Below are 22,030 nucleotides of genomic sequence, written 5' to 3' on the forward strand. Positions count from 1 at the left end.
GAAAGCGAGGCAGCACCCCATGCCCCAGCAGAGCCCCCTCGATGTTCCCGAGGGCGACCCGTTCGGGCCGCACAACCTCCCCTACGGCGTCTTCTCGACCGCCGGGGAGGACCGTCGCCGGATCGGCGTGCGGATCGGCGGGCACGTGCTCGACGCGGGAGCGGCCGCCCTCGCGCTCGGCTCCCCGTACGCCGGACTGCTCGGGCAGTCCTCGCTGAACCCGCTGCTCGCCGCCGGCCGCACCGCCTGGCGCGACGTGCGCCGCGCGCTGACCGCGTGGGTCACCGACCCCGGCCACCGCCCCACCGTGGAGCCGCACCTGCTGCCGCTGGACGCGGTCACGCTGCACCTGCCGTACGAGGTCGCCGACTACGTCGACTTCTACGCGAGCGAGCACCACGCCACCAACGTCGGGCAGATGTTCCGCCCCGACGGGGACGCGCTGACGCCCAACTGGAAGCACCTGCCGATCGGTTACCACGGCCGCTCCGGCACCATCGTGGTCTCCGGCACGGACGTCGTGCGCCCCTCCGGGCAGCGCAAGGCACCCACCGACGCGGCGCCCGTCTTCGGGCCGTCCGTGAAGCTCGACATCGAGGCCGAGGTCGGCTTCGTCGTCGGCGCCCCGTCCGAGCTGGGCCGGCCGGTGCCGCTGGCCGACTTCGAGGACCACGTCTTCGGGCTGTTCCTGCTCAACGACTGGTCGGCGCGCGACGTACAGGCCTGGGAGTACGTCCCCCTCGGTCCGTTCCTCGGCAAGTCGTTCGCCACCTCCGTCTCCGCCTGGGTGACCCCCCTGGAGGCCCTGGACGCGGCCCGCGTCGCCCCGCCCGCCCGGGACTTCCCGCTGCTGCCCTACCTCGACGACGCCGACAGCGACCGCCCCGGCGGCTTCGACCTGCACATCGCGGTCTCCATCAACGGGCAGGAGGTGGCCCGGCCGCCGTTCGCGACGATGTACTGGACCGCCGCCCAGCAGCTCGCCCACATGACCGTCAACGGCGCCTCCCTGCGCACCGGCGACGTGTTCGGCTCCGGCACCGTCAGCGGTCCCGAGGTCGACCAGCGCGGCTCCCTGCTGGAACTCACCTGGAACGGCCGCGACGCCATCGAGCTGGCCGACGGCAAGCGCACCTTCCTGGAGGACGGCGACACCGTCACCCTGACCGCCTGGGCGCCCGGCGCCGACGGCACCCGCGTCGGCCTCGGCGAGGTCACCGGCCGGATCGTGGGATCGCGCTAGTCCGTCCGCCGGCGCCGGTCCGGGGACGGGGCGGCGCCCCGCCACGCCGTCCCGTCGCCAGTGCGCGGAAGTCCGCGTACGCCGGACGGGCCCTCTGGCTCATCCGTCCGGCCCGCCCGCGTGGCGGGCCGGCCCGGGGCCCGCGCATGCTGCTCGGACAGGCCGAAGTCCCCGCAGCGCAGGAGGCCCTGCCATGCTCGTGTCCACCCGTACCCTGGCCCTCGCCGCCGCCGCGGCGGTGGCGCTCGCCCTCGCCCCGACGGCCTCGGCCGTGGAGGGTCCGGCGCCGGACCCCCGCAACAAGAAGGCGATGCGCGACATGGCCACGGCCATCGCGGTGACCGCCAAGTACGTGGACGAGCGGCAGGCCCTCAAGGACGGGTACGTGAAGCACGGCGAGTGCATGAACAACCCGTTCGGCGTCGGCTCCATGGGCTTCCACTACGTCAAGGACGCCTACTGGGGCTCGACGGACCCCAGCAAGCCCACCGCGCTCGTGTACAGCGCCGAGACGGACAAGCACGGGCGGCGCAAGCTCCAGGCGGTGGAGTGGATGGTCACCGACCGGGACCAGGACCTGAAGACGGCCGACGACCGGCCGTCGATGTTCGGCCTCCCCTTCGACGGCCCGATGCCGGGCCACTGGGCGGGCATGCCGAAGCACTACGACCTGCACATGTGGGCGTACAAGCACAACCCGGCGGGTCGCTTCCACAACTGGAACACCGCCCTGACGTGCCCGAAGAAGACCCCGGCCGCGGGCGGCTCCGGACACGCGCACGGGCACTAGCCCGCGCCGGCCGATGCCGTCAAGTGCCTCCCGCATATGACTCATCCGAAAGGACGGTGTTCCGCGGATTCCCGGCGATACGCTGGTCGCACTCGCAAGACTCCGCCTCATGGGAGCACTGATGAGCGTCGAATCCGCAGCGCCGCAGCCTGAACCGGAGCCAGGGCCTTGCTGGCCGATCCCGCCGGCAGGCGGCTGGACCGCGGACGACCTGGACACGCTTCCGAATCTGCCTCCGCACACGGAGCTGATCGACGGGAGCCTGATCTTCGTGAGTCCGCAGACCCGCTTTCACTGGCGCGCGGTCAGTTTCCTCGAAAGTCGGCTGCGATCCGCAACCCCGGAAGGCCTGGAGGTCATTCGGGAGTTCACCATCGACATCGATCGTCACAATCGGCCCGAACCGGATGTGATCGTCGTACCGGAGGAGCCCTACGAGGATCTGGATCAGACCCGTCTTCCTGCGGAATCCGTTCGGCTCGCCATCGAAGTCGTGTCCCCCGAATCGGTCTCCCGTGATCGCGAGACCAAGCCGTTGAAGTACGCCCGGGCAGGGATCCTCCACTTCTGGCGCGTGGAGAACAAGGACGGCCGGGCCGTGGTCTACGTCTACGAACTCGATCCCGCCACCCAGAAATACGTCGCCACCGGGATCTTCCACGACCGGCTGAAGGTCTCCGTCCCCTTCCCCGTCGATCTGGATCTCACCGCCATCACGCCGAAGCGCAAGCGCCCCGAGTAAGCCGCAGGGCCCGACCCCCGAAGGGGGCCGGGCCCTGCGCCGTACCGGACCGGTCAGCGGACGAACGTGCTCGCCTGCCCCGCCAGGTCCAGGAAGTACTGCGGGGCCAGGCCCAGGACGAGGGTGACGGCGACGCCGACCGCGATGGTCGTCATCGTCAGCGGCGAGGGCACCGCCACCGTCGGGCCGTCCGCCTTCGGCTCACTGAAGAACATGAGCACGATCACCCGTACGTAGAAGAACGCGGCGATCGCCGACGAGATGACGCCGACCACGACCAGCGCCCCGGCCCCGCCCTCGGCCGCCGCCTTGAACACCGCGAACTTGCCGGTGAACCCGGAGGTCAGCGGGATGCCCGCGAAGGCCAGCAGGAACACCGCGAAGACGGCCGCTGTGAGCGGCGAGCGCCGCCCCAGCCCCGCCCACTTCGACAGGTGGGTGGCCTCGCCGCCCGCGTCGCGCACCAGCGTGACCACCGCGAAGGCGCCGATCGTCACGAAGGAGTAGGCGCCCAGGTAGAAGAGGACCGACTGCACGCCCTCCGCCGAGGTGGCGATCACACCGGCGAGGATGAACCCCGCGTGCGCGATCGAGGAGTACGCCAGGAGCCGCTTCACGTCGGTCTGCGTCACCGCGATGACCGCGCCGGCCAGCATCGTGACGATCGCGACGCCCCACATCACCGGCCGCCAGTCCCAGCGCAGGCCCGGCAGGACCACGTACAGCAGGCGCAGCAGCGCGCCGAACGCGGCGACCTTCGTCGCGGCGGCCATGAAGCCGGTGACCGGGGTCGGGGCGCCCTGGTAGACGTCCGGGGTCCACATGTGGAAGGGGACCGCGCCGACCTTGAACAGCAGGCCCATCAGGATCAGCGCGCCGCCGATCAGCAGCAGCGCGTCGTTGCCCATGGTGGCGGCCAGCGCCGGGTCGGTCCTGGCGACCGTGCCGTCCACCACGTCCGCGATGACCGCGTACGAGACGGAGCCGGAGTACCCGTACAGCAGGGCGATGCCGAACAGCAGGAACGCCGAGGAGAAGGCGCCGAGCAGGAAGTACTTGACGGCCGCCTCCTGCGACATCAGCCGCTGGCGGCGGGCGACGGCGCAGAGCAGGTACAGCGGGAGGGAGAAGACCTCCAGCGCGATGAACAGCGTCAGCAGGTCGTTGGCCGCCGGGAAGATCAGCATGCCGGCGACCGCGAACATGGCCAGCGGGAACACCTCGGTGGTGGTGAACCCGGCCTTGACGGCGGCCTTCTCGCTCTCGCTGCCCGGTACGGACGCGGCCTGCGCGGCGAAGGAGTCCACCCGGTTGCCGTGGACCTCCGGGTCCAGGCGCCGCTCGGCGAAGGTGAACATCGCCACGATCGAGGCGAGCAGGATGGTGCCCTGGAGGAACAGGGCCGGGCCGTCCACCGCGACGGCGCCCATGGCCGCGATCTGCGCCTTGCTGCTCCCGTACCCGCCGGCGGCGAGGCCGACGACCGCGGCGAAGGCCGAGGCGAGCGCGGCGACGGCGAGGAACACCTGGACGTAGTAGCGGGACCTGCGGGGAACGAACGCCTCGACGAGGACGCCGAGGACGGCCGCGCCCACCACGATGAGCGTGGGCGCGAGTTGCGCGTACTCGATGTGCGGGGCCGGGATCCGGTCGATCGGTTCCGCGGCCAGGGCCCAAAGGCCTGTAGCTGACGTGCTCACTTGGCCGCCTCCACCTCGGGCTCGGGGTCGGTCTGCTGTACGTCCGACATGGTGTGCTCGACCGCCGGGTTGACGATCTCGGTCAGGGGCTTGGGGTAGACGCCCAGGCCGATCAGCAGCGCGATCAGCGGGGCGACCACCAGCACCTCCCGCAGGCGCAGGTCCGGCATGGTGCGGACCTCCTCCTTCACGGGGCCGGTCATCGTGCGCTGGTACAGCACCAGCGTGTACAGCGCGGCGAGCACGATGCCGACGGTCGCGATGATGCCGACGACCGGGTAGCGGGCGAACGTGCCGACCAGGACCAGGAACTCGCTGACGAACGGTGCGAGTCCGGGCAGCGACAGGGTGGCCAGGCCACCGATCAGGAAGGTGCCGGCCAGGACCGGGGCCACCTTCTGCACGCCGCCGTAGTCGGCGATGAGCCGCGAGCCGCGCCGCGAGATCAGGAAGCCGGCGACCAGCATCAGCGCCGCCGTCGAGATGCCGTGGTTGACCATGTACAGCGTCGCACCGGACTGTCCCTGGGAGGTCATCGCGAAGATGCCCATGATGATGAACCCGAAGTGGGAGATCGACGCGTAGGCGACCAGCCGCTTGATGTCGCGCTGCCCGACCGCGACCAAAGCCCCGTAGACGATGCTGATCAGGGCCAGGACGAGGATCACCGGCGTGGCCCACTTGCTGGCGTCGGGGAACAGCCCGAGGCAGAAGCGGAGCATCGCGAAGGTGCCGACCTTGTCGACGACCGCGGTGATCAGGACGGCGACCGGGGCGGTGGCCTCGCCCATCGCGTTGGGCAGCCAGGTGTGCAGCGGCCACAGCGGGGCCTTCACCGCGAAGGCGAAGAAGAAGCCGAGGAACAGCAGCCGTTCGGTGTTGGTCGCCATGTCCAGGGTGCCCGCGGCGCGGGCGGCGGTGATCTCCTGGAGCGAGAAGTTCCCGGCGACGACGTACAGCCCGATGACGGCGGCCAGCATGATGAGCCCGCCGGCCAGGTTGTAGAGGAGGAACTTGACCGCCGCGTACGAGCGCTGCGCGGCCGCGTTCTCGTCGGACCCGGAGTGCGCCCGGTCGCCGAAGCCGCCGATGAGGAAGTACATCGGGATGAGCATGGCTTCGAAGAAGATGTAGAAGAGGAAGACGTCGGTCGCGGCGAAGGAGATGATCACCATCGCCTCGACCATGAGGATCAGGGCGAAGAAGCCCTGGGTCGGCCGCCAGCGGGAGCCCGCAGCGAAGCTGCTGTTGGCCGCTTCGGTTTCCAGAGGGTCGGCGTCGTTCCAGCCGGCCGCGATCACGAAGGGGATGAGCAGCGCGGTGAGCGCGATCAGCGCCACCCCGATGCCGTCGACGCCGAGTTCGTAGCGGACGCCGAAGTCGGCGATCCAGGAACGGGACTCGGTGAGCTGGTAGCGGTCACCGCTCGGGTCGAAGCGGACCGCGACGAGCACGGCCAGCGCCAGGGTCGCCAGCGAGAACAGCAGCGCGAGCCACTTGGCGGCGGTCCGGCGGGCGGCCGGTACGGCCGCCGTCAGGATCGCGCCGACCGCGGGGACCGCGGCCGTCACCGTCAGAAGCGGGAAATTCATCTCACACCGCCCTCATCAGCAGGGTCGCGGCGATGAGGATCGCCGTGCCCCCGAACATCGAGACCGCGTAGCTGCGGACGTAGCCGTTCTGCAGCTTGCGCAGCCGGCCCGAGAGCCCGCCGACCGAGGCGGCCGTGCCGTTGACCACTCCGTCGACCACGCTGTGGTCGAGGTAGACGAGCGAGCGGGTCAGGTGCTCGCCGCCGCGGACGAGGACGACGTGGTTGAAGTCGTCCTGGAACAGGTCCCGGCGGGCCGCCCGGGTGAGGAGCGAGCCGCGCGGGGCGACGACCGGGACGGGCTTCTTGCCGTACATGGCCCAGGCGATGCCGACGCCGATGACGAGGACGACCATGGTGGCGGCCGTCACCGTCAGGGCGCTGACCGGCGGGTGGCCGTGCTCGTAGCCGGTGACGGGCTCCAGCCAGTTCAGGAAGCGGTCGCCGATCTCGAAGAACCCACCGGCGAAGACCGACCCGAAGGCGAGCACGATCATCGGGATGGTCATGGACTTCGGGGACTCGTGCGGGTGCGGCGCGTGGCCGGAGCCCGCGGCGGAGCCGCTGTCGGACACGGTGGGTTGCCAGCGCTTCTCGCCGAAGAAGGTGAGGAGCATGACGCGGGTCATGTAGAAGGCGGTGATGCCCGCGCCCAGCAGGGTCACACCGCCGAGGATCCAGCCCTGGGTGCCGCCCTTCGCGAAGGCCGCCTCGATGATCATGTCCTTGGAGAAGAAGCCGGACAGACCCGGGAATCCGATGATGGCGAGGTAGCCGAGTCCGAAGGTCACGAAGGTGATCGGCATGTACTTCCGAAGGCCGCCGTACTTGCGCATGTCGACCTCGTCGTTCATCCCGTGCATCACGGAACCGGCGCCGAGGAAGAGGCCCGCCTTGAAGAAGCCGTGCGTCACCAGGTGCATGATCGCGAAGACGTAGCCGATGGGGCCGAGGCCCGCGGCGAGGATCATGTACCCGATCTGCGACATCGTGGAGCCCGCGAGGGCCTTCTTGATGTCGTCCTTCGCGCAACCGACGATCGCACCGAAGAGCAGCGTGACCGCTCCGACGACGGTGACGACGAGCTGGGCGTCGGGCGCCCCGTTGAAGATGGCCCCGGAGCGGACGATCAGGTAGACGCCCGCGGTGACCATGGTGGCCGCGTGGATGAGGGCCGAGACCGGGGTCGGGCCCTCCATGGCGTCACCGAGCCAGGACTGGAGCGGCACCTGCGCCGACTTGCCGCAGGCGGCGAGCAGCAGCATCAGGCCGATCGCGGTGAGCGTGCCCTCGGACGTCTCGCCGACGGAGCCGAGGACCGGTCCGAAGGCGAACGTCCCGAAGGTGGTGAACATCAGCATGATCGCGATGGACAGGCCGATGTCGCCGACGCGGTTGACGAGGAAGGCCTTCTTCGCGGCGGTGGCCGCGCTGGGCTTGTGCTGCCAGAAGCCGATCAGGAGGTAGGAGGCGAGGCCCACGCCCTCCCAGCCGAAGTACAGCAGCAGGTAGTTGTCGGCGATGACCAGCAGCAGCATGGCCGCGACGAACAGGTTGAGGTAGCCGAAGAAGCGGCGGCGGCGCTCGTCGTGCTCCATGTACCCGATCGAGTACACGTGGATGAGCGTGCCCACCCCGGAGATCAGCAGGACGAAGGTCATCGACAGCTGGTCCAGCTGGAAGGCCATGTCCGCCTGGAAGCCCTCCACCGGGATCCAGCTGAACAGCCGCTGGTGCAGGGTCCGGTCGTCGGCGCCGCGCCCCAGCATGTCGGCGAAGAGGGCGACGCCGATGCCGAAGGAGACGGCGGCGAGCAGGGTACCGAGCCAGTGACCGACCCTGTCGAGCCGGCGGCCGCCGCAGAGCAGCACCACCGCCCCGAGCAGGGGCGCCGCCACCAGCAGCGCAATCAGATTCTCCACTGTGTGAACGCCCCTTACAGCTTCATCAGGCCGGCGTCGTCGACCGAGGCCGAGTGGCGGGTACGGAACAACGACACGATGATCGCGAGGCCCACCACGACCTCGGCGGCGGCCACGACCATCGTGAAGAAGGCGATGATCTGGCCGTCGAGGTTGCCGTGCATCCGGGAGAAGGCCACGAACGCGAGGTTGCAGGCGTTGAGCATCAGCTCGACGCACATGAACAGCACGATCGCGTTCTTCCGGATGAGGACTCCGGCCGCGCCGATGGTGAACAGCAGGGCGGCCAGGTACAGGTAGTTGACCGGATTCACTTCGATGCCTCCTCACGGCCGAGGCGGTCCGCGGACGCCTGCTCCAGCGCCTTCAGGTCGTTGAGCGCCTCGCCGGACACGTCGCGGATCTGGCCGCGGGCCCGGAGCGTCTTGTTGACGGTCAGCTCGGACGGGGTGCCGTCGGGCAGCAGACCGGGCACGTCCACGGCGTTGTGCCGGGCGTACACGCCGGGCGCCGGCAGCGGCGGGAGCTGCACCCCGTCGCGTACGCGCTTCTCGGCCAGCTCGCGCTGCGTGGCGGCCCGCTCGGTGCGTTCGCGGTGGGTGAGCACCATCGCGCCGACGGTCGCGGTGATCAGCAGGGCGCCGGTGAGCTCGAAGGCGAAGACGTACTTGGTGAAGATCAGCGTGGCCAGGCCCTCGACGTGGCCGCCGGAGTTGATCCGGCCGAGCCCGTTGAAGTGGCTGAGCCCGGCCTGGCCGATGCCGGCGATCAGCAGGATGCCGAAGCCCAGTCCGCACAGGACGGCGAGCCAGCGCTGGCCCTTGATGGTCTCCTTCAGCGAGTCGGCCGCGGTGACGCCGACGAGCATGACCACGAAGAGGAACAGCATCATGATCGCGCCGGTGTAGACGACGACCTGGACGACGCCCAGGAAGTACGCCCCGTTGGCGAGGTAGAAGACCGCGAGGATGATCATCGTCCCGGCGAGGCTGAGCGCGCTGTGCACGGCCTTCTTCATGAGGATCGTGGCGAGCGCGCCGATGACGGCGACGGTGCCGAGGATCCAGAACTGGACCGCCTCGCCCGTGGAGGTCAGCGACCCGGCGGCGAGGTTGGCCGCGTCCAGGGCGGTGCTCATGCCCCCACCCCCTCGGCGGGTTCGGCGACCTCGCCCTTGGAGACGGCCGTCTGCCGGACCGTGCCCGGGGCGGCTTCCGTCACCAGCCCCCGGTAGTAGTCCTGCTCGTCGGTCCCGGGGAACACCGAGTGCGGGGCCTCGACCATGGTCTCGGTCAGGCCGGCGAGGAGCTGGTCCTTGGTGTAGATCAGCGACTCACGGCTGGAGTCCGCCAGTTCGAACTCGTTCGTCATGGTCAGCGCCCGGGTCGGGCACGCCTCGACGCACAGCCCGCACAGGATGCAGCGGGCGTAGTTGATCTGGTAGACGCGGCCGTACCGCTCGCCCGGGGAGTAGCGCTCCTCCTCGGAGTTGTCCGCGCCCTCCACGTAGATCGCGTCGGCGGGACAGGCCCAGGCGCACAGCTCGCACCCGATGCACTTCTCCAGACCGTCGGGGTGGCGGTTGAGCTGGTGCCGTCCGTGGAAGCGTGGAGCGGTGGTCTTCTGCTGCTCCGGGTACTGCTCGGTGAGGCGCTTCTTGAACATGGCCTTGAAGGTCACGCCGAAGCCGGCCACCGGGTTCTGCCACTTCTCGTCAGACATTTCCCGCACCCTCCTCTCGGTCGCTGTCGGTGGTCGTCGCGCCGCTGACGATCAGCTCCCGCTCGCTGCGGGACCGTCGGCGCGGTACGGGGGCCAGGTGCTGGCCGGGCTTGGGCGGTACGGGGAACCCGCCCGCCAACGGGTCGAAGGGCTCGGCCGCGGCGTCCTCGTCGGCCTGCGCGACGGCGGCCTTCTCGCGTTTGTCCCGGAACATGTCGGCGACGAAGGACAGCAGCAGGATCGCGACGACGGCTCCGCCGACGTACAGGACGATCTCGCTGAAGTCGTAGGCCTCGTTGCGCAGCGCCCGGACGGTCGCGACCAGCATCAGCCACACCACGGAGACCGGGATGAGGACCTTCCAGCCGAGCTTCATCAGCTGGTCGTAGCGGACGCGGGGCAGGGTGCCGCGCAGCCAGATGAAGAAGAACAGCAGCAGCTGCACCTTGAGGACGAACCAGAGCATCGGCCACCAGCCGTGGTTCGCGCCCTCCCAGTAGGTGGAGATCGGCGCCGGGGCCCGCCAGCCGCCCAGGAACAGGGTGACGGAGACCGCCGAGACGGTGACCATGTTGACGTACTCGGCCAGCATGAACAGCGCGAACTTGATCGACGAGTACTCGGTGTTGAAGCCGCCGACCAGGTCGCCCTCGGACTCCGGCATGTCGAAGGGGGCGCGGTTCGTCTCGCCGACCATCGTGATGACGTAGATGATGAAGGACACCGGCAGCAGGATGATGAACCAGCGGTCGGCCTGGGCCTCCACGATCGCCGAGGTCGACATCGACCCGGAGTAGAGGAACACCGAGGCGAAGGCCGCGCCCATCGCGATCTCGTAGGAGATCATCTGCGCGCAGGACCGCAGTCCGCCGAGCAGCGGGTAGGTCGAGCCCGAGGACCAGCCGGCGAGGACGATGCCGTAGATGCCGACCGAGGCCACCGCGAGGATGTAGAGCATCGCGATGGGCAGGTCGGTCAGCTGCATCGTGGTGCGCTGGCCGAAGATCGAGACCTCGTTGCCGGGCGGGCCGAAGGGGATCACCGCGATGGCCATGAAGGCCGGGATCGCCGCGATGATCGGGGCCAGGACGTACACCACCTTGTCGGCCCGCTTGACGATGACGTCTTCCTTCAGCATCAGCTTGATGCCGTCGGCGAGCGACTGGAGCATGCCCCAGGGGCCGTGCCGGTTGGGGCCGATGCGCAGCTGCATCCAGGCGACGACCTTGCGTTCCCACACGATGGAGAACAGCACGGTCACCATCAGGAAGGCGAAGCAGAACACCGCTTTGATGACGACGAGCCACCAGACGTCCCTGCCGAACAGCGACAGGTCCTCCGCGGCCAGCTGTACGAGGTCACCGGGTACCGCGTTCACGCGCCCACCTCCGCGGGGGTGTCACCGCTGGCGGCGGCCGGGACCGCCGGTCCGATGCGTACGAGGGTGCCGGGGCGGGCTCCGGTGTCGGAGTACACGCCGGAACCGGTGGAGTTCAGCGGCAGCCACACCACCCGGTCGGGCATGTCGGTGATCCGCAGCGGGAGTTCCACCGAGCCGGCCGGGCCGGTCACCGCGAGGACGTCGCCGTCCTTGACGCCGGTCTCGGCGGCGGTGGCGGCCGACAGGCGCGCCGGTGCCTCGTGCCGGGTGCCGGCGAGGGCGTCGTCGCCCTCCTGGAGCCGACCGAGGTCCAGCAGCAGCCGGTGGCCGGCGAGGACCGCCTCCCCGGCGGCGGGCCGGGGCAGCGGCACCCGGTCCGTGGACTGCTCGGCGGCGAGCTCGCCCTCCCAGGGGCCGAGCCGCTCCAGTTCCCGGCGTACGGCGTGCACGTCGGGCAGGGCGATCGGCCGGTCCGCGGCGTCGGCGAGCATGTGCAGCACGCGGGCGTCGGCGGGGGCGAGGCGGCGGGTCATCTGGTCGGGCTTGAGGGCGGCCTCGAAGGGCCGCACCCGGCCTTCCCAGTTGATGAACGAGCCGGCCTTCTCGGCGACCGCGGCGACGGGCAGGACCACGTCGGCGTGGTCGGTGACCTCGCCGGGCCGCAGTTCCAGGGAGACGACGAAGGCCTCCTTGAGGGCGGTCCGCGCGCGGGCCGGGTCCGGCAGGTCGGCGACCTCGACGCCGCCGACGAGCAGCGCGGACAGTTCGCCGGTCGCGGCGCCGTCCACGATCTGGCCGGTGTCGCGGCCGTGGCGGTGCGGGAGTTCGTCCAGCCCCCAGGCGGTCGCGACCTCGTCGCGGGCCCGCGGGTCGGTGGCGGGGCGGCCACCGGGCAGCAGCGACGGCAGGGCGCCCGCCTCGACGGCGGCCCGTTCCCCGGCCCGGCGCGGGATCCACACCAGGCGGGCGCCGGTCGCGTTGGCCGCCCGTACGGCGGCGGTCAGCGCGCCGGGCACGCCCGCGAGGCGCTCCCCGACGACGATGACCGCGCCGGGCCGGCGCAGCGCGTCGGCGGCGTCGGACCCGCCGGCCTCCAGGCCGCTGCGGGTGGCGAGCGCGTCCAGCCACTCGGGTTCGGTGCCGGGGGCGGCGGCCAGCAGGATGCCGCCCGCCTTGGCCAGGCCCCGGCTGGCGAACGGCGCCAGCGCGAAGGTCTGCTGCTTGTGCTTGCGGTGCGCCTTGCGCAGCCGCAGGAAGACGCCGGGGGCCTCCTCCTCGGCCTCGATGCCGGCGAGCAGCACGGTCGGCGCGGCTTCCAGCGAGGTGTGGGTGACGCCGGTGCCGTCGAGGTCCTTGCCGGTGCCGGCGACGGAGGCGGCCAGGAAGTCGGCCTCCTCGGCGCTGTGCACGCGGGCCCGGAAGTCGATGTCGTTGGTGTCGAGGACGACCCGGGCGAACTTGGCGTACGCGTAGGCGTCCTCGACGGTGAGCCGGCCGCCGGTCAGTACACCGGTCCGACCGCGCGCGGCGGCCAAACCGTTCGCGGCGGCCTCCAGGGCCTCGGGCCAGCTCGCCGGGGCGAGGACGCCGTCGGCGCCGCGCACCAGCGGGGTGGTCAGCCGGTCCGGGCGCTGCGCGTAGCGGAACCCGAAGCGGCCCTTGTCGCAGACCCACTCCTCGTTGACTTCGGGGTCCTCGGCGGCGAGGCGCCGCAGGACCTTGCCGCGCCGGTGGTCGGTGCGGGTCGCGCAGCCGCCCGCGCAGTGCTCGCACACGCTCGGGGAGGAGACGAGGTCGAAGGGGCGGGAGCGGAACCGGTAGGCGGCCGAGGTCAGCGCGCCGACGGGGCAGATCTGAATGGTGTTGCCGGAGAAGTACGACTGGAAGGGGTCGCCCTCGCCGATGCCGACCTGCTGGAGCGCGCCGCGCTCGACCAGCTCGATCATCGGGTCGCCGGCGATCTCGTTGGAGAAGCGGGTGCAGCGCGCGCACAGCACGCACCGCTCGCGGTCCAGGAGCACCTGCGTGGAGATCGGTACGGGCTTCTCGTAGGTCCGCTTGTGGCCCTCGAAGCGGGATTCGGAGTTGCCGTGCGACATGGCCTGGTTCTGCAGGGGGCATTCGCCGCCCTTGTCGCAGACGGGGCAGTCCAGCGGGTGGTTGATGAGCAGCAGCTCCATCACCCCGCGCTGGGCCTTGTCGGCGACCGGCGAGGTCAGCTGGGTCTTGACGACCATGCCGTCGGTGCAGGTGATGGTGCAGGAGGCCATCGGCTTGCGCTGGCCCTCCACCTCGACGATGCACTGGCGGCAGGCGCCGGCCGGGGAGAGGAGGGGGTGGTCGCAGAACCGGGGGATCTCGATGCCGAGCTGTTCGGCGGCCCGGATGACGAGGGTCCCCTTGGGCACCGACAGCTCGACGCCGTCGATGGTCAGGGAGACCGTGTCCTCGGGGGCCTTGTGCACCTCGCCGCCACCGGCGGGGGCGTTTGTGGTGACGGTCACGCGTTCACCTCCGTGTCAGCCCAGAGGGTCGACTTGCTGGGGTCGAAGGGGCAGCCCTTGCCCGTGATGTGCTGCTCGTACTCCTCGCGGAAGTACTTGAGCGAGGAGAAGATCGGGCTGGCGGCGCCGTCGCCGAGCGCGCAGAACGACTTGCCGTTGATGTTGTCGGCGATGTCGTTGAGCTTGTCGAGGTCGGACATGACGCCCTTGCCGGCCTCGATGTCGCGCAGCAACTGGACGAGCCAGTAGGTGCCCTCCCGGCAGGGGGTGCACTTGCCGCAGGACTCGTGGGCGTAGAACTCGGTCCAGCGGGTGACGGCGCGCACGACGCAGGTCGTCTCGTCGAAGCACTGGAGGGCCTTGGTGCCGAGCATCGAGCCGGCCGCGCCGACGCCCTCGTAGTCCAGCGGGACGTCGAGGTGTTCGTCGGTGAACATCGGGGTGGAGGAGCCGCCCGGGGTCCAGAACTTCAGCCGGTGCCCGGCGCGCATCCCGCCGCTCATGTCGAGGAGCTGGCGCAGGGTGATGCCGAGCGGGGCCTCGTACTGGCCGGGGCCGCTGACGTGCCCGGACAGCGAGTACAGGGTGAAGCCGGGGGACTTCTCGGTCCCCATCGACTTGAACCAGTCCTTGCCCTTGTTCAGGATCGCGGGAACCGAGGCGATGGACTCGACGTTGTTCACGACGGTGGGGCAGGCGTAGAGCCCCTCCACCGCCGGGAAGGGGGGCCGCAGTCGGGGCTGCCCGCGCCGGCCTTCGAGGGAGTCGAGCAGCGCCGTCTCCTCGCCGCAGATGTACGCGCCCGCGCCCGCGTGCACCGTGATGTCGAGGTCGAGCCCGCTTCCGAGGATGGCCTTGCCGAGGTAGCCGGCCTCGTACGCCTCGCGCACGGCCTCGTGCAGGCGCCGCAGGACCGGCACGGTCTCGCCGCGCAGGTAGATGAAGGCGTGCTGCGACCGGATCGCGTAGCAGGCGATGATCATTCCCTCGATGAGGGAGTGCGGGTTGGCGAAGAGGAGGGGGATGTCCTTGCAGGTTCCCGGCTCCGACTCGTCCGCGTTCACCACGAGGTAGTGCGGCTTGCCGTCGCCCTGCGGGATGAACTGCCACTTCATGCCGGTGGGGAAGCCCGCGCCGCCGCGTCCGCGCAGGCCCGAGTCCTTCACGTAGGCGATGAGGTCGTCGGGGGTCATGGCGAGGGCCTTGCGCAGGCCCTCGTAGCCCTCGTGGCGCCGGTAGGTCTCCAGCGTCCACGACCGGGGGTCGTCCCAGAACGCCGACAGGACGGGGGCGAGGAGCTTCTCCGGACTCGTGCCTCCCCCGGCCTCCGGCCGGGAGGTGCCCCCGAGACTTTCATTCGGTGTGGACACGGACATCACGCCCCTCCCTCGGTGCCGGTGCCGGGCTCGCCGCGCGTCTCACCGCGCGGGTGGACGATCGAGGCGTGCGGGCTCTCGCCGCGCGCGATCCGCAGGCCGATCAGCGAGGCGGGGCCCGCGCCGCCGCTCGCCTCGACCGCGCCCGCGCGCTCGTCGGGGAAGCCGGCCAGGATCCGGGCCGTCTCCTTGTACGTGCACAGCGGCGCGCCCCGGGTCGGTTCGACCGGCCGCCCGGCGCGCAGGTCGTCGACCATGGCCTTGGCGGAGTCGGGGGTCTGGTTGTCGAAGAACTCCCAGTTGACCATCACCACGGGGGCGTAGTCGCAGGCCGCGTTGCACTCGATGTGCTCCAGCGTGACCTTCCCGTCGGGGGTGGTCCCGTTGTTGCCGACGCCGAGGTGTTCCTTCAGCTCGTCGAAGATGGCGTCGCCGCCCATGACGGCGCACAGGGTGTTCGTACAGACGCCGACCTGGTAGTCCCCGGAGGGGCCGCGCCGGTACATCGTGTAGAAGGTGAAGACCGCGGTGACCTCGGCGGTGGTCAGGCCCAGCACCTCGGCGCAGAAGCGGATGCCGGTGCGCGAGACGTACCCCTCCTCGGACTGCGTGAGGTGCAGCAGGGGCAGCAGCGCGGAGCGGCTGTCGGGGTAGCGGGCGATGACCTCCTTCGCGTCCGCTTCGAGCCGGGCGCGTACGTCGGCCGGGTAGTCGGGGGCGGGGAGCTGGGGCATCCCCAGCTGGATGCCTTGCGTTTCACGACGGGCTGTCATCGGTCGACGCCTCCCATCACGGGGTCGATGGAGGCGACGGCGACGATGACGTCGGCGATCTGACCGCCCTCGCACATCGCTGCCATGGCCTGCAGGTTGGTGAAGGACGGGTCGCGGAAGTGGACCCGGTAGGGGCGGGTGCCGCCGTCGGAGACGACGTGGACGCCGAGCTCGCCCTTGGGGGACTCGACGGCCGCGTAGGCCTGTCCGGCGGGGACCCGGAAGCCCTCGGTCACCAGCTTGAAGTGGTGGATGAGGGCCTCCATGGAGGTGCCCATGATGTTCTTGATGTGGTCGAGCGAGTTGCCGAGGCCGTCGGGGCCCATGGCGAGCTGGGCGGGCCAGGCGATCTTCTTGTCGGCGACCATGACCGGGCCGGGCTCCAGCCGGTCCAGGCACTGCTCGACGATCCGCAGCGACTGGCGCATCTCCTCCAGGCGGATCAGGAACCGCCCGTAGGAGTCGCAGCTCTCGGTGGTCGGTACGTCGAACTCGTAGTTCTCGTAGCCGCAGTACGGGTCGGACTTGCGCAGGTCGTGCGGCAGTCCGGCGGAGCGCAGCACGGGACCGGTGGCGCCGAGCGCCATGCAGCCGGTGAGGTCGAGGTAGCCGACGTCCTGCATGCGGGCCTTGAAGATGGGGTTGCCGGTGGCGAGCTTGTCGTACTCCGGCAGGTTCTTCTTCATGGTCTTCACGAAGTCGCGCAGCTGGTCGACGGCGCCCGGGGGCAGGTCCTGGGCGAGGCCGCCGGGGCGGACGAACGCGTGGTTCATGCGCAGGCCGGTGATCAGCTCGAAGACGTCGAGGATCAGTTCGCGGTCCCGGAACCCGTAGATCATGATCGTGGTCGCGCCCAGCTCCATGCCGCCGGTGGCGATGCACACCAGGTGGGAGGAGAGCCGGTTGAGTTCCATGAGCAGGACGCGGATGACGGTCGCGCGGTCCGGGATCTGCTCGGTGATCCCGAGCAGCTTCTCGACGCCGAGGCAGTACGCCGTCTCGTTGAAGAACGGCGTCAGGTAGTCCATGCGCGTCACGAAGGTGGTGCCCTGCGTCCAGTTCCGGAATTCGAGGTTCTTCTCGATGCCGGTGTGGAGGTAGCCGATGCCGCAGCGGGCCTCGGTGACGGTCTCGCCGTCGATCTCCAGGATCAGGCGGAGCACGCCGTGGGTGGACGGGTGCTGGGGACCCATGTTGACGACGATCCGCTCGTCGTCCGCGCGGGCCGCCGACTGGACGACCTCGTCCCAGTCGCCGCCCGTGACGGTGTAGACGGTGCCTTCCGTGGTCTCCCGGGAGGAGGCGTGGTTCGTGGACATCAGCTGTACGACCTCCGCTGGTCGGGAGCCGGGATCTGGGCGCCCTTGTACTCGATGGCGATGCCGCCGAGCGGGTAGTCCTTGCGCTGGGGGAAGCCCTGCCAGTCGTCCGGCATCATGATCCGGGTGAGGGCCGGGTGGCCGTCGAAGACCAGCCCGAAGAAGTCGTACGCCTCGCGCTCGTGCCAGTCGTTCGTCGGGTAGACCGAGACGATCGAGGGGACGCGGGGGTCGGCGTCCGGGGCGGACACCTCCAGGCGCACGATCCGGCCGTGGGTGAGCGAGCGCAGGTGGTAGACGGCGTGCAGTTCGCGGCCCTTGTCGCCGGGGAAGTGCACGCCGCTGACACCGGTGCAGAGCTCGAAGCGCAACGCCGGGTCGTCGCGCAGGGTGGCGGCCACCCGCGGCAGGTGCTCGCGCGCGATGTGGAGGGTCAGCTCCGCCCGGTCCACGACGACCTTCTCGATCACGTGGGCGGGCACCAGGTCCTGCTCCTCCAGGGCCCCTTCGAGCTCGTCGACGACCTCGTCGAAGTACGAGCCGTACGGGCGGGCGCTCTCGCCGGGCAGGGCGACGGTCCGGACCAGGCCGCTGTAGCCGCTGGTGTCACCGCCGTTCGTGGCGCCGAACATGCCCTTGCGGACGCCGATCACCTCGGGGCCCGCAAGGGTCTCCCGGCCGCGCGGCGCGGGAACGTTGTTGCCGTTCTCGACGGCTGGGTCGTCGCTCACCGAAGGAGCCCCTTCATCTCGATGGTGGGGAGCGCCTTGAGGGCCGCCTCCTCCGCCTCGCGCGCCGCCTCTTCCCGGTTCACGCCGAGCTTGCCGCCCTGGATCTTCTGGTGGAGCTTGAGGATCGCGTCCAGCAGCATCTCGGGGCGGGGCGGGCAGCCGGGGAGGTAGATGTCCACCGGCACGATGTGGTCGACGCCCTGGACGATCGCGTAGTTGTTGAACATTCCGCCCGAAGAGGCGCAAACGCCCATGGAGATGACCCACTTGGGAGCGGGCATCTGGTCGTACACCTGCCGCAGCACCGGCGCCATCTTCTGGCTGACCCGCCCGGCGACGATCATCAGGTCCGCCTGCCGCGGTGAACCGCGGAAGACCTCCATGCCGAAGCGGGCCAGGTCGTAGCGGCCCGCTCCGGTGGTCATCATCTCGATCGCGCAGCACGCGAGGCCGAAGGTGGCCGGGAAGACGGATGACTTGCGCACCCAGCCCGCGGCCTGTTCGACGGTGGTCAGCAGGAAGCCGCTCGGCAGCTTCTCTTCCAGTCCCATGGAGTATTCAGCCCCTCAGTCCCATTCCAGGCCGCCGCGGCGCCAGACGTAGGCGTAGGCGACGAAGACGGTGAGCACGAAGAGCAACATCTCGACGAGCCCGAAGATCCCCAGGGCGTCGAAGGTGACGGCCCAGGGGTAGAGGAAGACAACTTCGATGTCGAAGACGATGAAGAGCATCGCCGTCAGGTAGTACTTGATGGGGAAGCGACCGCCGCCGGCGGGCATCGGTGTGGGTTCGATGCCGCACTCGTAGGCTTCGAGCTTTGCCCGGTTGTACCGTTTTGGGCCGATCAGCGTGGCCATGACCACGGAGAAGATCGCAAACCCTGCGCCGAGGGCGCCGAGCACGAGGATGGGCGCGTACGCATTCACGCTCCTCGCTCCTTCCAGTCGTCCTTGACCGTTGGACCGCCGCCGGCGCCGCGTGTCCCGCCTCGCGAAGATCGCCCCCAAGTTGGGGCGGGAGCATGTGAGGCAGTTCACAAGCCGGACTGCTGCGCATCTTATGCCTGCCGGTCTGTGATCTGCGACACGGGTAACAAGACCGAGTTTGTGATCTCCACCACCTGACGAACGATCATGAAGCCCGCCGAGCGGTGATCTTCATACGCAAGGCATCCACATGATCACCAAAGGTGACATTGGAGCCCGTCACCGCAGGTGGGGCGGGGGTCGCCCTATCAAATGGTGGCCCCTGCAAGCAAATTGGCGGTGGTGCCGGGTGGGTGGTAAAGGAAACCGCGTCGCTCGACCGGGGGAAGCCGGTGGGACCGGAGTGGACGCGGGCCGACGCCAGGGGCGATCGGGGGGATGGGAGGGCCGCGCGCGGGTACCGGGGAGGGTCGGTGGCCGGAAGTCGACGGCGGGATGAAAGGGGAGCGGATGCTGTGCATCCGTTCACTAACCGCACGGCAGGCTCACAGTCGGATCACGGACCGGCCACGACGCCCGTGAAGCCTGAGGTTACTGTGACCTGTGTCACATGAAAATCGGGCCGCCGAAAGAGGGCTTGGCCATCTGTGCACGTCGATGGTAGGCCCTGGATAAATTCGGACCAAACACTGAAAACCCATGATCACAGGCTTGTGAAAGGGTGTCCGATAAGCCCGTTACGGCGTCAATAAGGCCCGCGACGCGCCCGGTTAATGCCCGTCAGGGACAACTGTGGCGCAGACCACGTTTCTTGAAGCGAGTGCCCACCCCCTGATAGCGGTTGTTCTCATGTCCCACACCGCTCACATACCCAGCCACCGGAAGCCGCGCCGCAGCGCCTCGAAGCTCGCGGTCCGCGCCGGAGTTGCCGGTGGCGTTCTCAGCACCCTGGCCCTGGCCGGGACCGCGAGCGCGACCCCGTCCGCGGACCCCGTGGCCGAGACGACGATGGAAATGCCCGTCCTCGACCTGAACCTCGGCGCCGAGGTGTCCTCCGCGGTCACCACGGCCGCCGAGACCACCCGCGTCGCAGCCGTCGAGGCCGCCGTGGAAGGCGAGCTGAACGCCCAGGAGGAGACCGCCCGTACGGGCGCCGCCGCCGAGGCGAAGCAGGCCAAGGAGACCGCCCAGCAGGCCGCCGAGAAGAAGGCCAAGGAGGAGGCGGACCGCAAGGCCGACGCCGAGCGCGCCGCCCGCGACTCCGAGCGCGACACCCTCCAGACCGCCTCGGGCTCCAACACCTCCGCCGACGGGGGCTCCACCACGACCCCCTCCAAGAGCACCGGCTCGACCAACGGTTCGGGCAGCGGCTCGGGCCAGGGCTCCGGCACCGTCACGGCACCCGTCAAGGGCTCCGCGTCCGCCATCCTCAACTTCGCCCGCGCGCAGCTCGGCAAGGCGTACGTCATGGGCGGCACCGGCCCGTCCTCGTTCGACTGCTCCGGCCTCGTCCAGGCCGCGTACAAGCAGGCCGGCATCTCCCTGCCGCGCACCTCCCAGGCGCAGTCCACCGCCGGCCGCTCGGTGTCCCTGAGCGCCCTTCAGCCGGGCGACATCGTCTACTGGGGCTCCAAGGGCAGCGCGTACCACGTCGCCGTGTACTCCGGCGGCGGCAAGTTCATCGGTGCGCAGAACCCCAACACCGGGATCGTCGAGCGCCCCATGAACTACGACATGCCCACGGGCGCCGTCCGCGTCCTCTGACCGGACCGCTCGTCACGAAGGGCCGTCGCTCCCCCGCTCGGGGGCGGAGCAACGGCCCTTCGTCGTGCCCGGGCGCGCATGCGGGGTGTGTTCCGGAGTGGCGTTGTTCGCGCGCGACCCGACTTCGGATGCCGCGCGGGCCCTGCGAAGATGGAGGGCGGTACGCCCGGCCCGTGCGGGCCGGTCCGACCCCTGGAGGTGGTGGTGGCGTGAACACCGAGCCGTACGACGCCCATGGCGCCGGCGACCCCGGCGCCGCAGCGGCCGCCACCGGACTCGCCCTCCTCGCGGCGGGCGGTTGGCTGCTGACCACCACCCGTCCCTGGAACACGCCGGGCCACCCGTTCGTCCTGGGCCTCGAATGGACCGCCTCGGCGGCCCTGCTCCTGACCGGCCTCCTCCTCCTGGCCCACGGCATACGCGCGGTACACGGCGCCCCGCCCCCACCGACGAACCCCGGCACGGAAGCCTGAGGCCCCGAGCCCGACGGTTCGCCGGCTCCGGCCGGCCTCGGCCTCAGTCGGGTTCCGGCAGGTGGTGCCACTCCCCCGCCGTCACCCCGGTTCCCCGGGTCGGCTGTTCGAGCCACGCCTGCCAACGGCGGTACTCGGCCGGTTCCGGCTCGGCCCGGAAGGCCACGCGTAGGGCCGTGCCGGAGCAGTGGCAGGTGTACGCCGACGGGGACGTCCTGGCGCGGGGCCGTGAGGGCATCGACATCCTGATCGCGATCAACGCGAGCACGGCGAGCACCAGCGACAGGGCGTTCATGCCCCAGAAGGCACGATCGGCGGCGGCGAGGTTCATCCCACCCCCTCCAGCCCCTCGGCCCGCCGTTCAGCCGGCCGTTCAGCCACCCGTTCAGCCGGCCCTTCGACCGGCCCTTCGAGCGGCCCGTCGAGCGGCCCCTCGGGCGACCCTTCGGCGGGCCCTTCGGCGAGGCTGAACCAGACGACCTTGTCGCGCCCGCGCCCCGGCATCACGTCCCACCGCTCGGCGAACGCGGCGATCAAGTGGAGCCCTCGCCCGCTCTCCTGGCCGGCCGGCGCGTGGGGCAGTTCGCCGGGCAGCGGCAGAGTCGTGTCGACGGCGTCGTCCCGCACGAACACGAACACACGCCCGTCGGTCACCAGGACCTCGACCGCGAGCACGGCGGAACGCGTGTGAAGGTGCGCGTTCGTCACGGCCTCCGAGGTGCAGAGCCGAGCCGCCTCGGCCAGCCGGCGCCGGCCGAGCGTCTCCAGCAGACAGGCCACCCACTCCCGGGCGAGCCCCACCGTCCGCGCCTCGTTGGGCCCACTGAACTTGTACCGCCCGGCCGGCACCGACGGCCGGTCCGGCGATAAGGCGCTCGAACGCGCCTGGATGTCATTCATGATCACTCCCTGTCTCCCAACGCGGTTGAACGCAGCGTCGACCGGAACGCGTGGCGATGGCCGCTCGCCGATTGACTGCACGCCAAAGCAGGAGCCAGCGGCTGCACTTCGCACTCAACTGCCGCAGACGCGACGCTGTGGAGAACCGTAGCGCGCCCGCATCACACTTGATG

The 22,030-nt window shown here is 70.3% G+C and carries 21 protein-coding genes; 5 read left to right on the forward strand and 16 right to left on the reverse strand.

From position 1 onward, the window contains the following. Positions 1-19 precede the first annotated feature (19 nt). The 3 genes from fahA to ACZ4XJ_RS35980 all read left to right on the forward strand — a co-directional run bounded on the left by fahA (position 20) and on the right by ACZ4XJ_RS35980 (position 2,775). Positions 20-1,243: a fumarylacetoacetase gene (gene fahA, locus ACZ4XJ_RS35970; protein WP_362881918.1), complete on the forward strand. Its 1,224-nt coding sequence runs from the start codon at positions 20-22 to the stop codon at positions 1,241-1,243. A 193-nt stretch (positions 1,244-1,436) separates the two neighbouring features. After that, positions 1,437-2,033 carry a hypothetical protein gene (locus tag ACZ4XJ_RS35975; protein ID WP_468498697.1) on the forward strand — a complete coding sequence of 199 codons (597 nt, stop codon included), beginning with the start codon at positions 1,437-1,439 and terminating at the stop codon, positions 2,031-2,033. A 121-nt stretch (positions 2,034-2,154) separates the two neighbouring features. Then, positions 2,155-2,775 carry a Uma2 family endonuclease gene (locus tag ACZ4XJ_RS35980; RefSeq protein WP_362881921.1) on the forward strand — a complete coding sequence of 207 codons (621 nt, stop codon included), beginning with the start codon at positions 2,155-2,157 and terminating at the stop codon, positions 2,773-2,775. 53 nt (positions 2,776-2,828) lie between these two features. On the opposite strand, the gene nuoN is transcribed toward ACZ4XJ_RS35980, so the two are convergent. The 14 genes from nuoN to ACZ4XJ_RS36050 are packed head-to-tail and all read right to left on the reverse strand — an operon-like array spanning position 2,829 to position 18,720. Beyond that, positions 2,829-4,475 carry an NADH-quinone oxidoreductase subunit NuoN gene (gene nuoN, locus ACZ4XJ_RS35985; protein WP_383999294.1) on the reverse strand — a complete coding sequence of 549 codons (1,647 nt, stop codon included), beginning with the start codon at positions 4,473-4,475 and terminating at the stop codon, positions 2,829-2,831. Next, complete coding sequence (locus ACZ4XJ_RS35990) at positions 4,472-6,067, reverse strand: NADH-quinone oxidoreductase subunit M (RefSeq protein WP_362881925.1); 1,596 nt, start codon at positions 6,065-6,067, stop codon at positions 4,472-4,474. Before ACZ4XJ_RS35990 ends, nuoN begins: the two co-directional genes overlap by 4 nt. Before the next feature lies 1 nt (position 6,068). After that, positions 6,069-7,988: an NADH-quinone oxidoreductase subunit L gene (gene nuoL / locus ACZ4XJ_RS35995; RefSeq protein WP_468498698.1), complete on the reverse strand. Its 1,920-nt coding sequence runs from the start codon at positions 7,986-7,988 to the stop codon at positions 6,069-6,071. Between the two features lie 14 nt (positions 7,989-8,002). Continuing rightward, the gene (gene nuoK / locus ACZ4XJ_RS36000; RefSeq protein WP_362881928.1) at positions 8,003-8,302 is read right to left on the reverse strand and encodes an NADH-quinone oxidoreductase subunit NuoK; all 300 of its coding nucleotides are present in this window, start codon (positions 8,300-8,302) and stop codon (positions 8,003-8,005) included. Beyond that, positions 8,299-9,126: an NADH-quinone oxidoreductase subunit J gene (locus ACZ4XJ_RS36005; protein ID WP_468498699.1), complete on the reverse strand. Its 828-nt coding sequence runs from the start codon at positions 9,124-9,126 to the stop codon at positions 8,299-8,301. The genes nuoK and ACZ4XJ_RS36005 overlap by 4 nt, the downstream gene beginning before the upstream one ends. Then, entirely contained in the window at positions 9,123-9,710 is a 588-nt protein-coding gene (gene nuoI / locus ACZ4XJ_RS36010; RefSeq protein ID WP_468498700.1) for an NADH-quinone oxidoreductase subunit NuoI, read from the reverse strand. Before nuoI ends, ACZ4XJ_RS36005 begins: the two co-directional genes overlap by 4 nt. Further along, the gene (gene nuoH / locus ACZ4XJ_RS36015) at positions 9,703-11,088 is read right to left on the reverse strand and encodes an NADH-quinone oxidoreductase subunit NuoH (protein WP_468498701.1); all 1,386 of its coding nucleotides are present in this window, start codon (positions 11,086-11,088) and stop codon (positions 9,703-9,705) included. The genes nuoI and nuoH overlap by 8 nt, the downstream gene beginning before the upstream one ends. Beyond that, complete coding sequence (locus ACZ4XJ_RS36020) at positions 11,085-13,595, reverse strand: NADH-quinone oxidoreductase subunit G (protein ID WP_362881933.1); 2,511 nt, start codon at positions 13,593-13,595, stop codon at positions 11,085-11,087. The genes nuoH and ACZ4XJ_RS36020 overlap by 4 nt, the downstream gene beginning before the upstream one ends. Beyond that, a complete protein-coding gene (gene nuoF / locus ACZ4XJ_RS36025; RefSeq protein ID WP_362881935.1) occupies positions 13,592-14,971 on the reverse strand; it encodes an NADH-quinone oxidoreductase subunit NuoF in 1,380 nt (459 codons plus the stop codon). The genes ACZ4XJ_RS36020 and nuoF overlap by 4 nt, the downstream gene beginning before the upstream one ends. Further along, entirely contained in the window at positions 14,971-15,744 is a 774-nt protein-coding gene (gene nuoE / locus ACZ4XJ_RS36030) for an NADH-quinone oxidoreductase subunit NuoE (RefSeq protein WP_468498702.1), read from the reverse strand. The genes nuoF and nuoE overlap by 1 nt, the downstream gene beginning before the upstream one ends. After that, positions 15,741-17,063: an NADH-quinone oxidoreductase subunit D gene (locus tag ACZ4XJ_RS36035; protein WP_362881938.1), complete on the reverse strand. Its 1,323-nt coding sequence runs from the start codon at positions 17,061-17,063 to the stop codon at positions 15,741-15,743. Before ACZ4XJ_RS36035 ends, nuoE begins: the two co-directional genes overlap by 4 nt. Further along, positions 17,063-17,794, reverse strand: a complete 732-nt coding sequence (locus ACZ4XJ_RS36040) for an NADH-quinone oxidoreductase subunit C (protein ID WP_362881939.1) — start codon at positions 17,792-17,794, stop codon at positions 17,063-17,065. Before ACZ4XJ_RS36040 ends, ACZ4XJ_RS36035 begins: the two co-directional genes overlap by 1 nt. Beyond that, entirely contained in the window at positions 17,791-18,345 is a 555-nt protein-coding gene (locus tag ACZ4XJ_RS36045) for a NuoB/complex I 20 kDa subunit family protein (RefSeq protein WP_266381642.1), read from the reverse strand. Before ACZ4XJ_RS36045 ends, ACZ4XJ_RS36040 begins: the two co-directional genes overlap by 4 nt. A 15-nt stretch (positions 18,346-18,360) precedes the next feature. Continuing rightward, positions 18,361-18,720: an NADH-quinone oxidoreductase subunit A gene (locus ACZ4XJ_RS36050; RefSeq protein ID WP_030773548.1), complete on the reverse strand. Its 360-nt coding sequence runs from the start codon at positions 18,718-18,720 to the stop codon at positions 18,361-18,363. 849 nt (positions 18,721-19,569) lie between these two features. Here ACZ4XJ_RS36050 and ACZ4XJ_RS36055 point away from each other — a divergent pair. Both ACZ4XJ_RS36055 and ACZ4XJ_RS36060 read left to right on the forward strand, forming a co-directional pair. After that, on the forward strand, positions 19,570-20,484 hold the full coding sequence (locus ACZ4XJ_RS36055; RefSeq protein ID WP_468498703.1) for a C40 family peptidase: 915 nt from the start codon (positions 19,570-19,572) through the stop codon (positions 20,482-20,484). 209 nt (positions 20,485-20,693) lie between these two features. After that, complete coding sequence (locus ACZ4XJ_RS36060) at positions 20,694-20,957, forward strand: hypothetical protein (protein ID WP_468498704.1); 264 nt, start codon at positions 20,694-20,696, stop codon at positions 20,955-20,957. Between the two features lie 43 nt (positions 20,958-21,000). Here the strand turns inward: ACZ4XJ_RS36060 and ACZ4XJ_RS36065 are convergent, their stop codons facing one another. Next, complete coding sequence (locus ACZ4XJ_RS36065; protein WP_362881942.1) at positions 21,001-21,288, reverse strand: hypothetical protein; 288 nt, start codon at positions 21,286-21,288, stop codon at positions 21,001-21,003. Next, positions 21,285-21,857, reverse strand: coding sequence for an ATP-binding protein (locus tag ACZ4XJ_RS36070; RefSeq protein ID WP_468498705.1), 573 nt, complete (start codon positions 21,855-21,857; stop codon positions 21,285-21,287). The genes ACZ4XJ_RS36065 and ACZ4XJ_RS36070 overlap by 4 nt, the downstream gene beginning before the upstream one ends. Positions 21,858-22,030: the final 173 nt, after the last annotated feature.

It is taken from the genome of Streptomyces sp. NPDC029836 (assembly GCF_055574495.1).

What these genes read in the sequence shown, in the direction of transcription:
- fahA (WP_362881918.1), top strand. Translation starts at nt 20, where the DNA reads ATGCCCCAGCAGAGCCCCCTCGATGTTCCCGAGGGCGACCCGTTCGGG.
- ACZ4XJ_RS35975 (WP_468498697.1), top strand. Translation starts at nt 1,437, where the DNA reads ATGCTCGTGTCCACCCGTACCCTGGCCCTCGCCGCCGCCGCGGCGGTG.
- ACZ4XJ_RS35980 (WP_362881921.1), top strand. Translation starts at nt 2,155, where the DNA reads ATGAGCGTCGAATCCGCAGCGCCGCAGCCTGAACCGGAGCCAGGGCCT.
- ACZ4XJ_RS35990 (WP_362881925.1), bottom strand. Translation starts at nt 6,067, where the DNA reads ATGAATTTCCCGCTTCTGACGGTGACGGCCGCGGTCCCCGCGGTCGGC.
- ACZ4XJ_RS36005 (WP_468498699.1), bottom strand. Translation starts at nt 9,126, where the DNA reads ATGAGCACCGCCCTGGACGCGGCCAACCTCGCCGCCGGGTCGCTGACC.
- nuoI (WP_468498700.1), bottom strand. Translation starts at nt 9,710, where the DNA reads ATGTCTGACGAGAAGTGGCAGAACCCGGTGGCCGGCTTCGGCGTGACC.
- nuoF (WP_362881935.1), bottom strand. Translation starts at nt 14,971, where the DNA reads ATGTCCGTGTCCACACCGAATGAAAGTCTCGGGGGCACCTCCCGGCCG.
- nuoE (WP_468498702.1), bottom strand. Translation starts at nt 15,744, where the DNA reads ATGACAGCCCGTCGTGAAACGCAAGGCATCCAGCTGGGGATGCCCCAG.
- ACZ4XJ_RS36035 (WP_362881938.1), bottom strand. Translation starts at nt 17,063, where the DNA reads ATGTCCACGAACCACGCCTCCTCCCGGGAGACCACGGAAGGCACCGTC.
- ACZ4XJ_RS36045 (WP_266381642.1), bottom strand. Translation starts at nt 18,345, where the DNA reads ATGGGACTGGAAGAGAAGCTGCCGAGCGGCTTCCTGCTGACCACCGTC.
- ACZ4XJ_RS36055 (WP_468498703.1), top strand. Translation starts at nt 19,570, where the DNA reads ATGTCCCACACCGCTCACATACCCAGCCACCGGAAGCCGCGCCGCAGC.
- ACZ4XJ_RS36065 (WP_362881942.1), bottom strand. Translation starts at nt 21,288, where the DNA reads ATGAACCTCGCCGCCGCCGATCGTGCCTTCTGGGGCATGAACGCCCTG.
- ACZ4XJ_RS36070 (WP_468498705.1), bottom strand. Translation starts at nt 21,857, where the DNA reads ATGAATGACATCCAGGCGCGTTCGAGCGCCTTATCGCCGGACCGGCCG.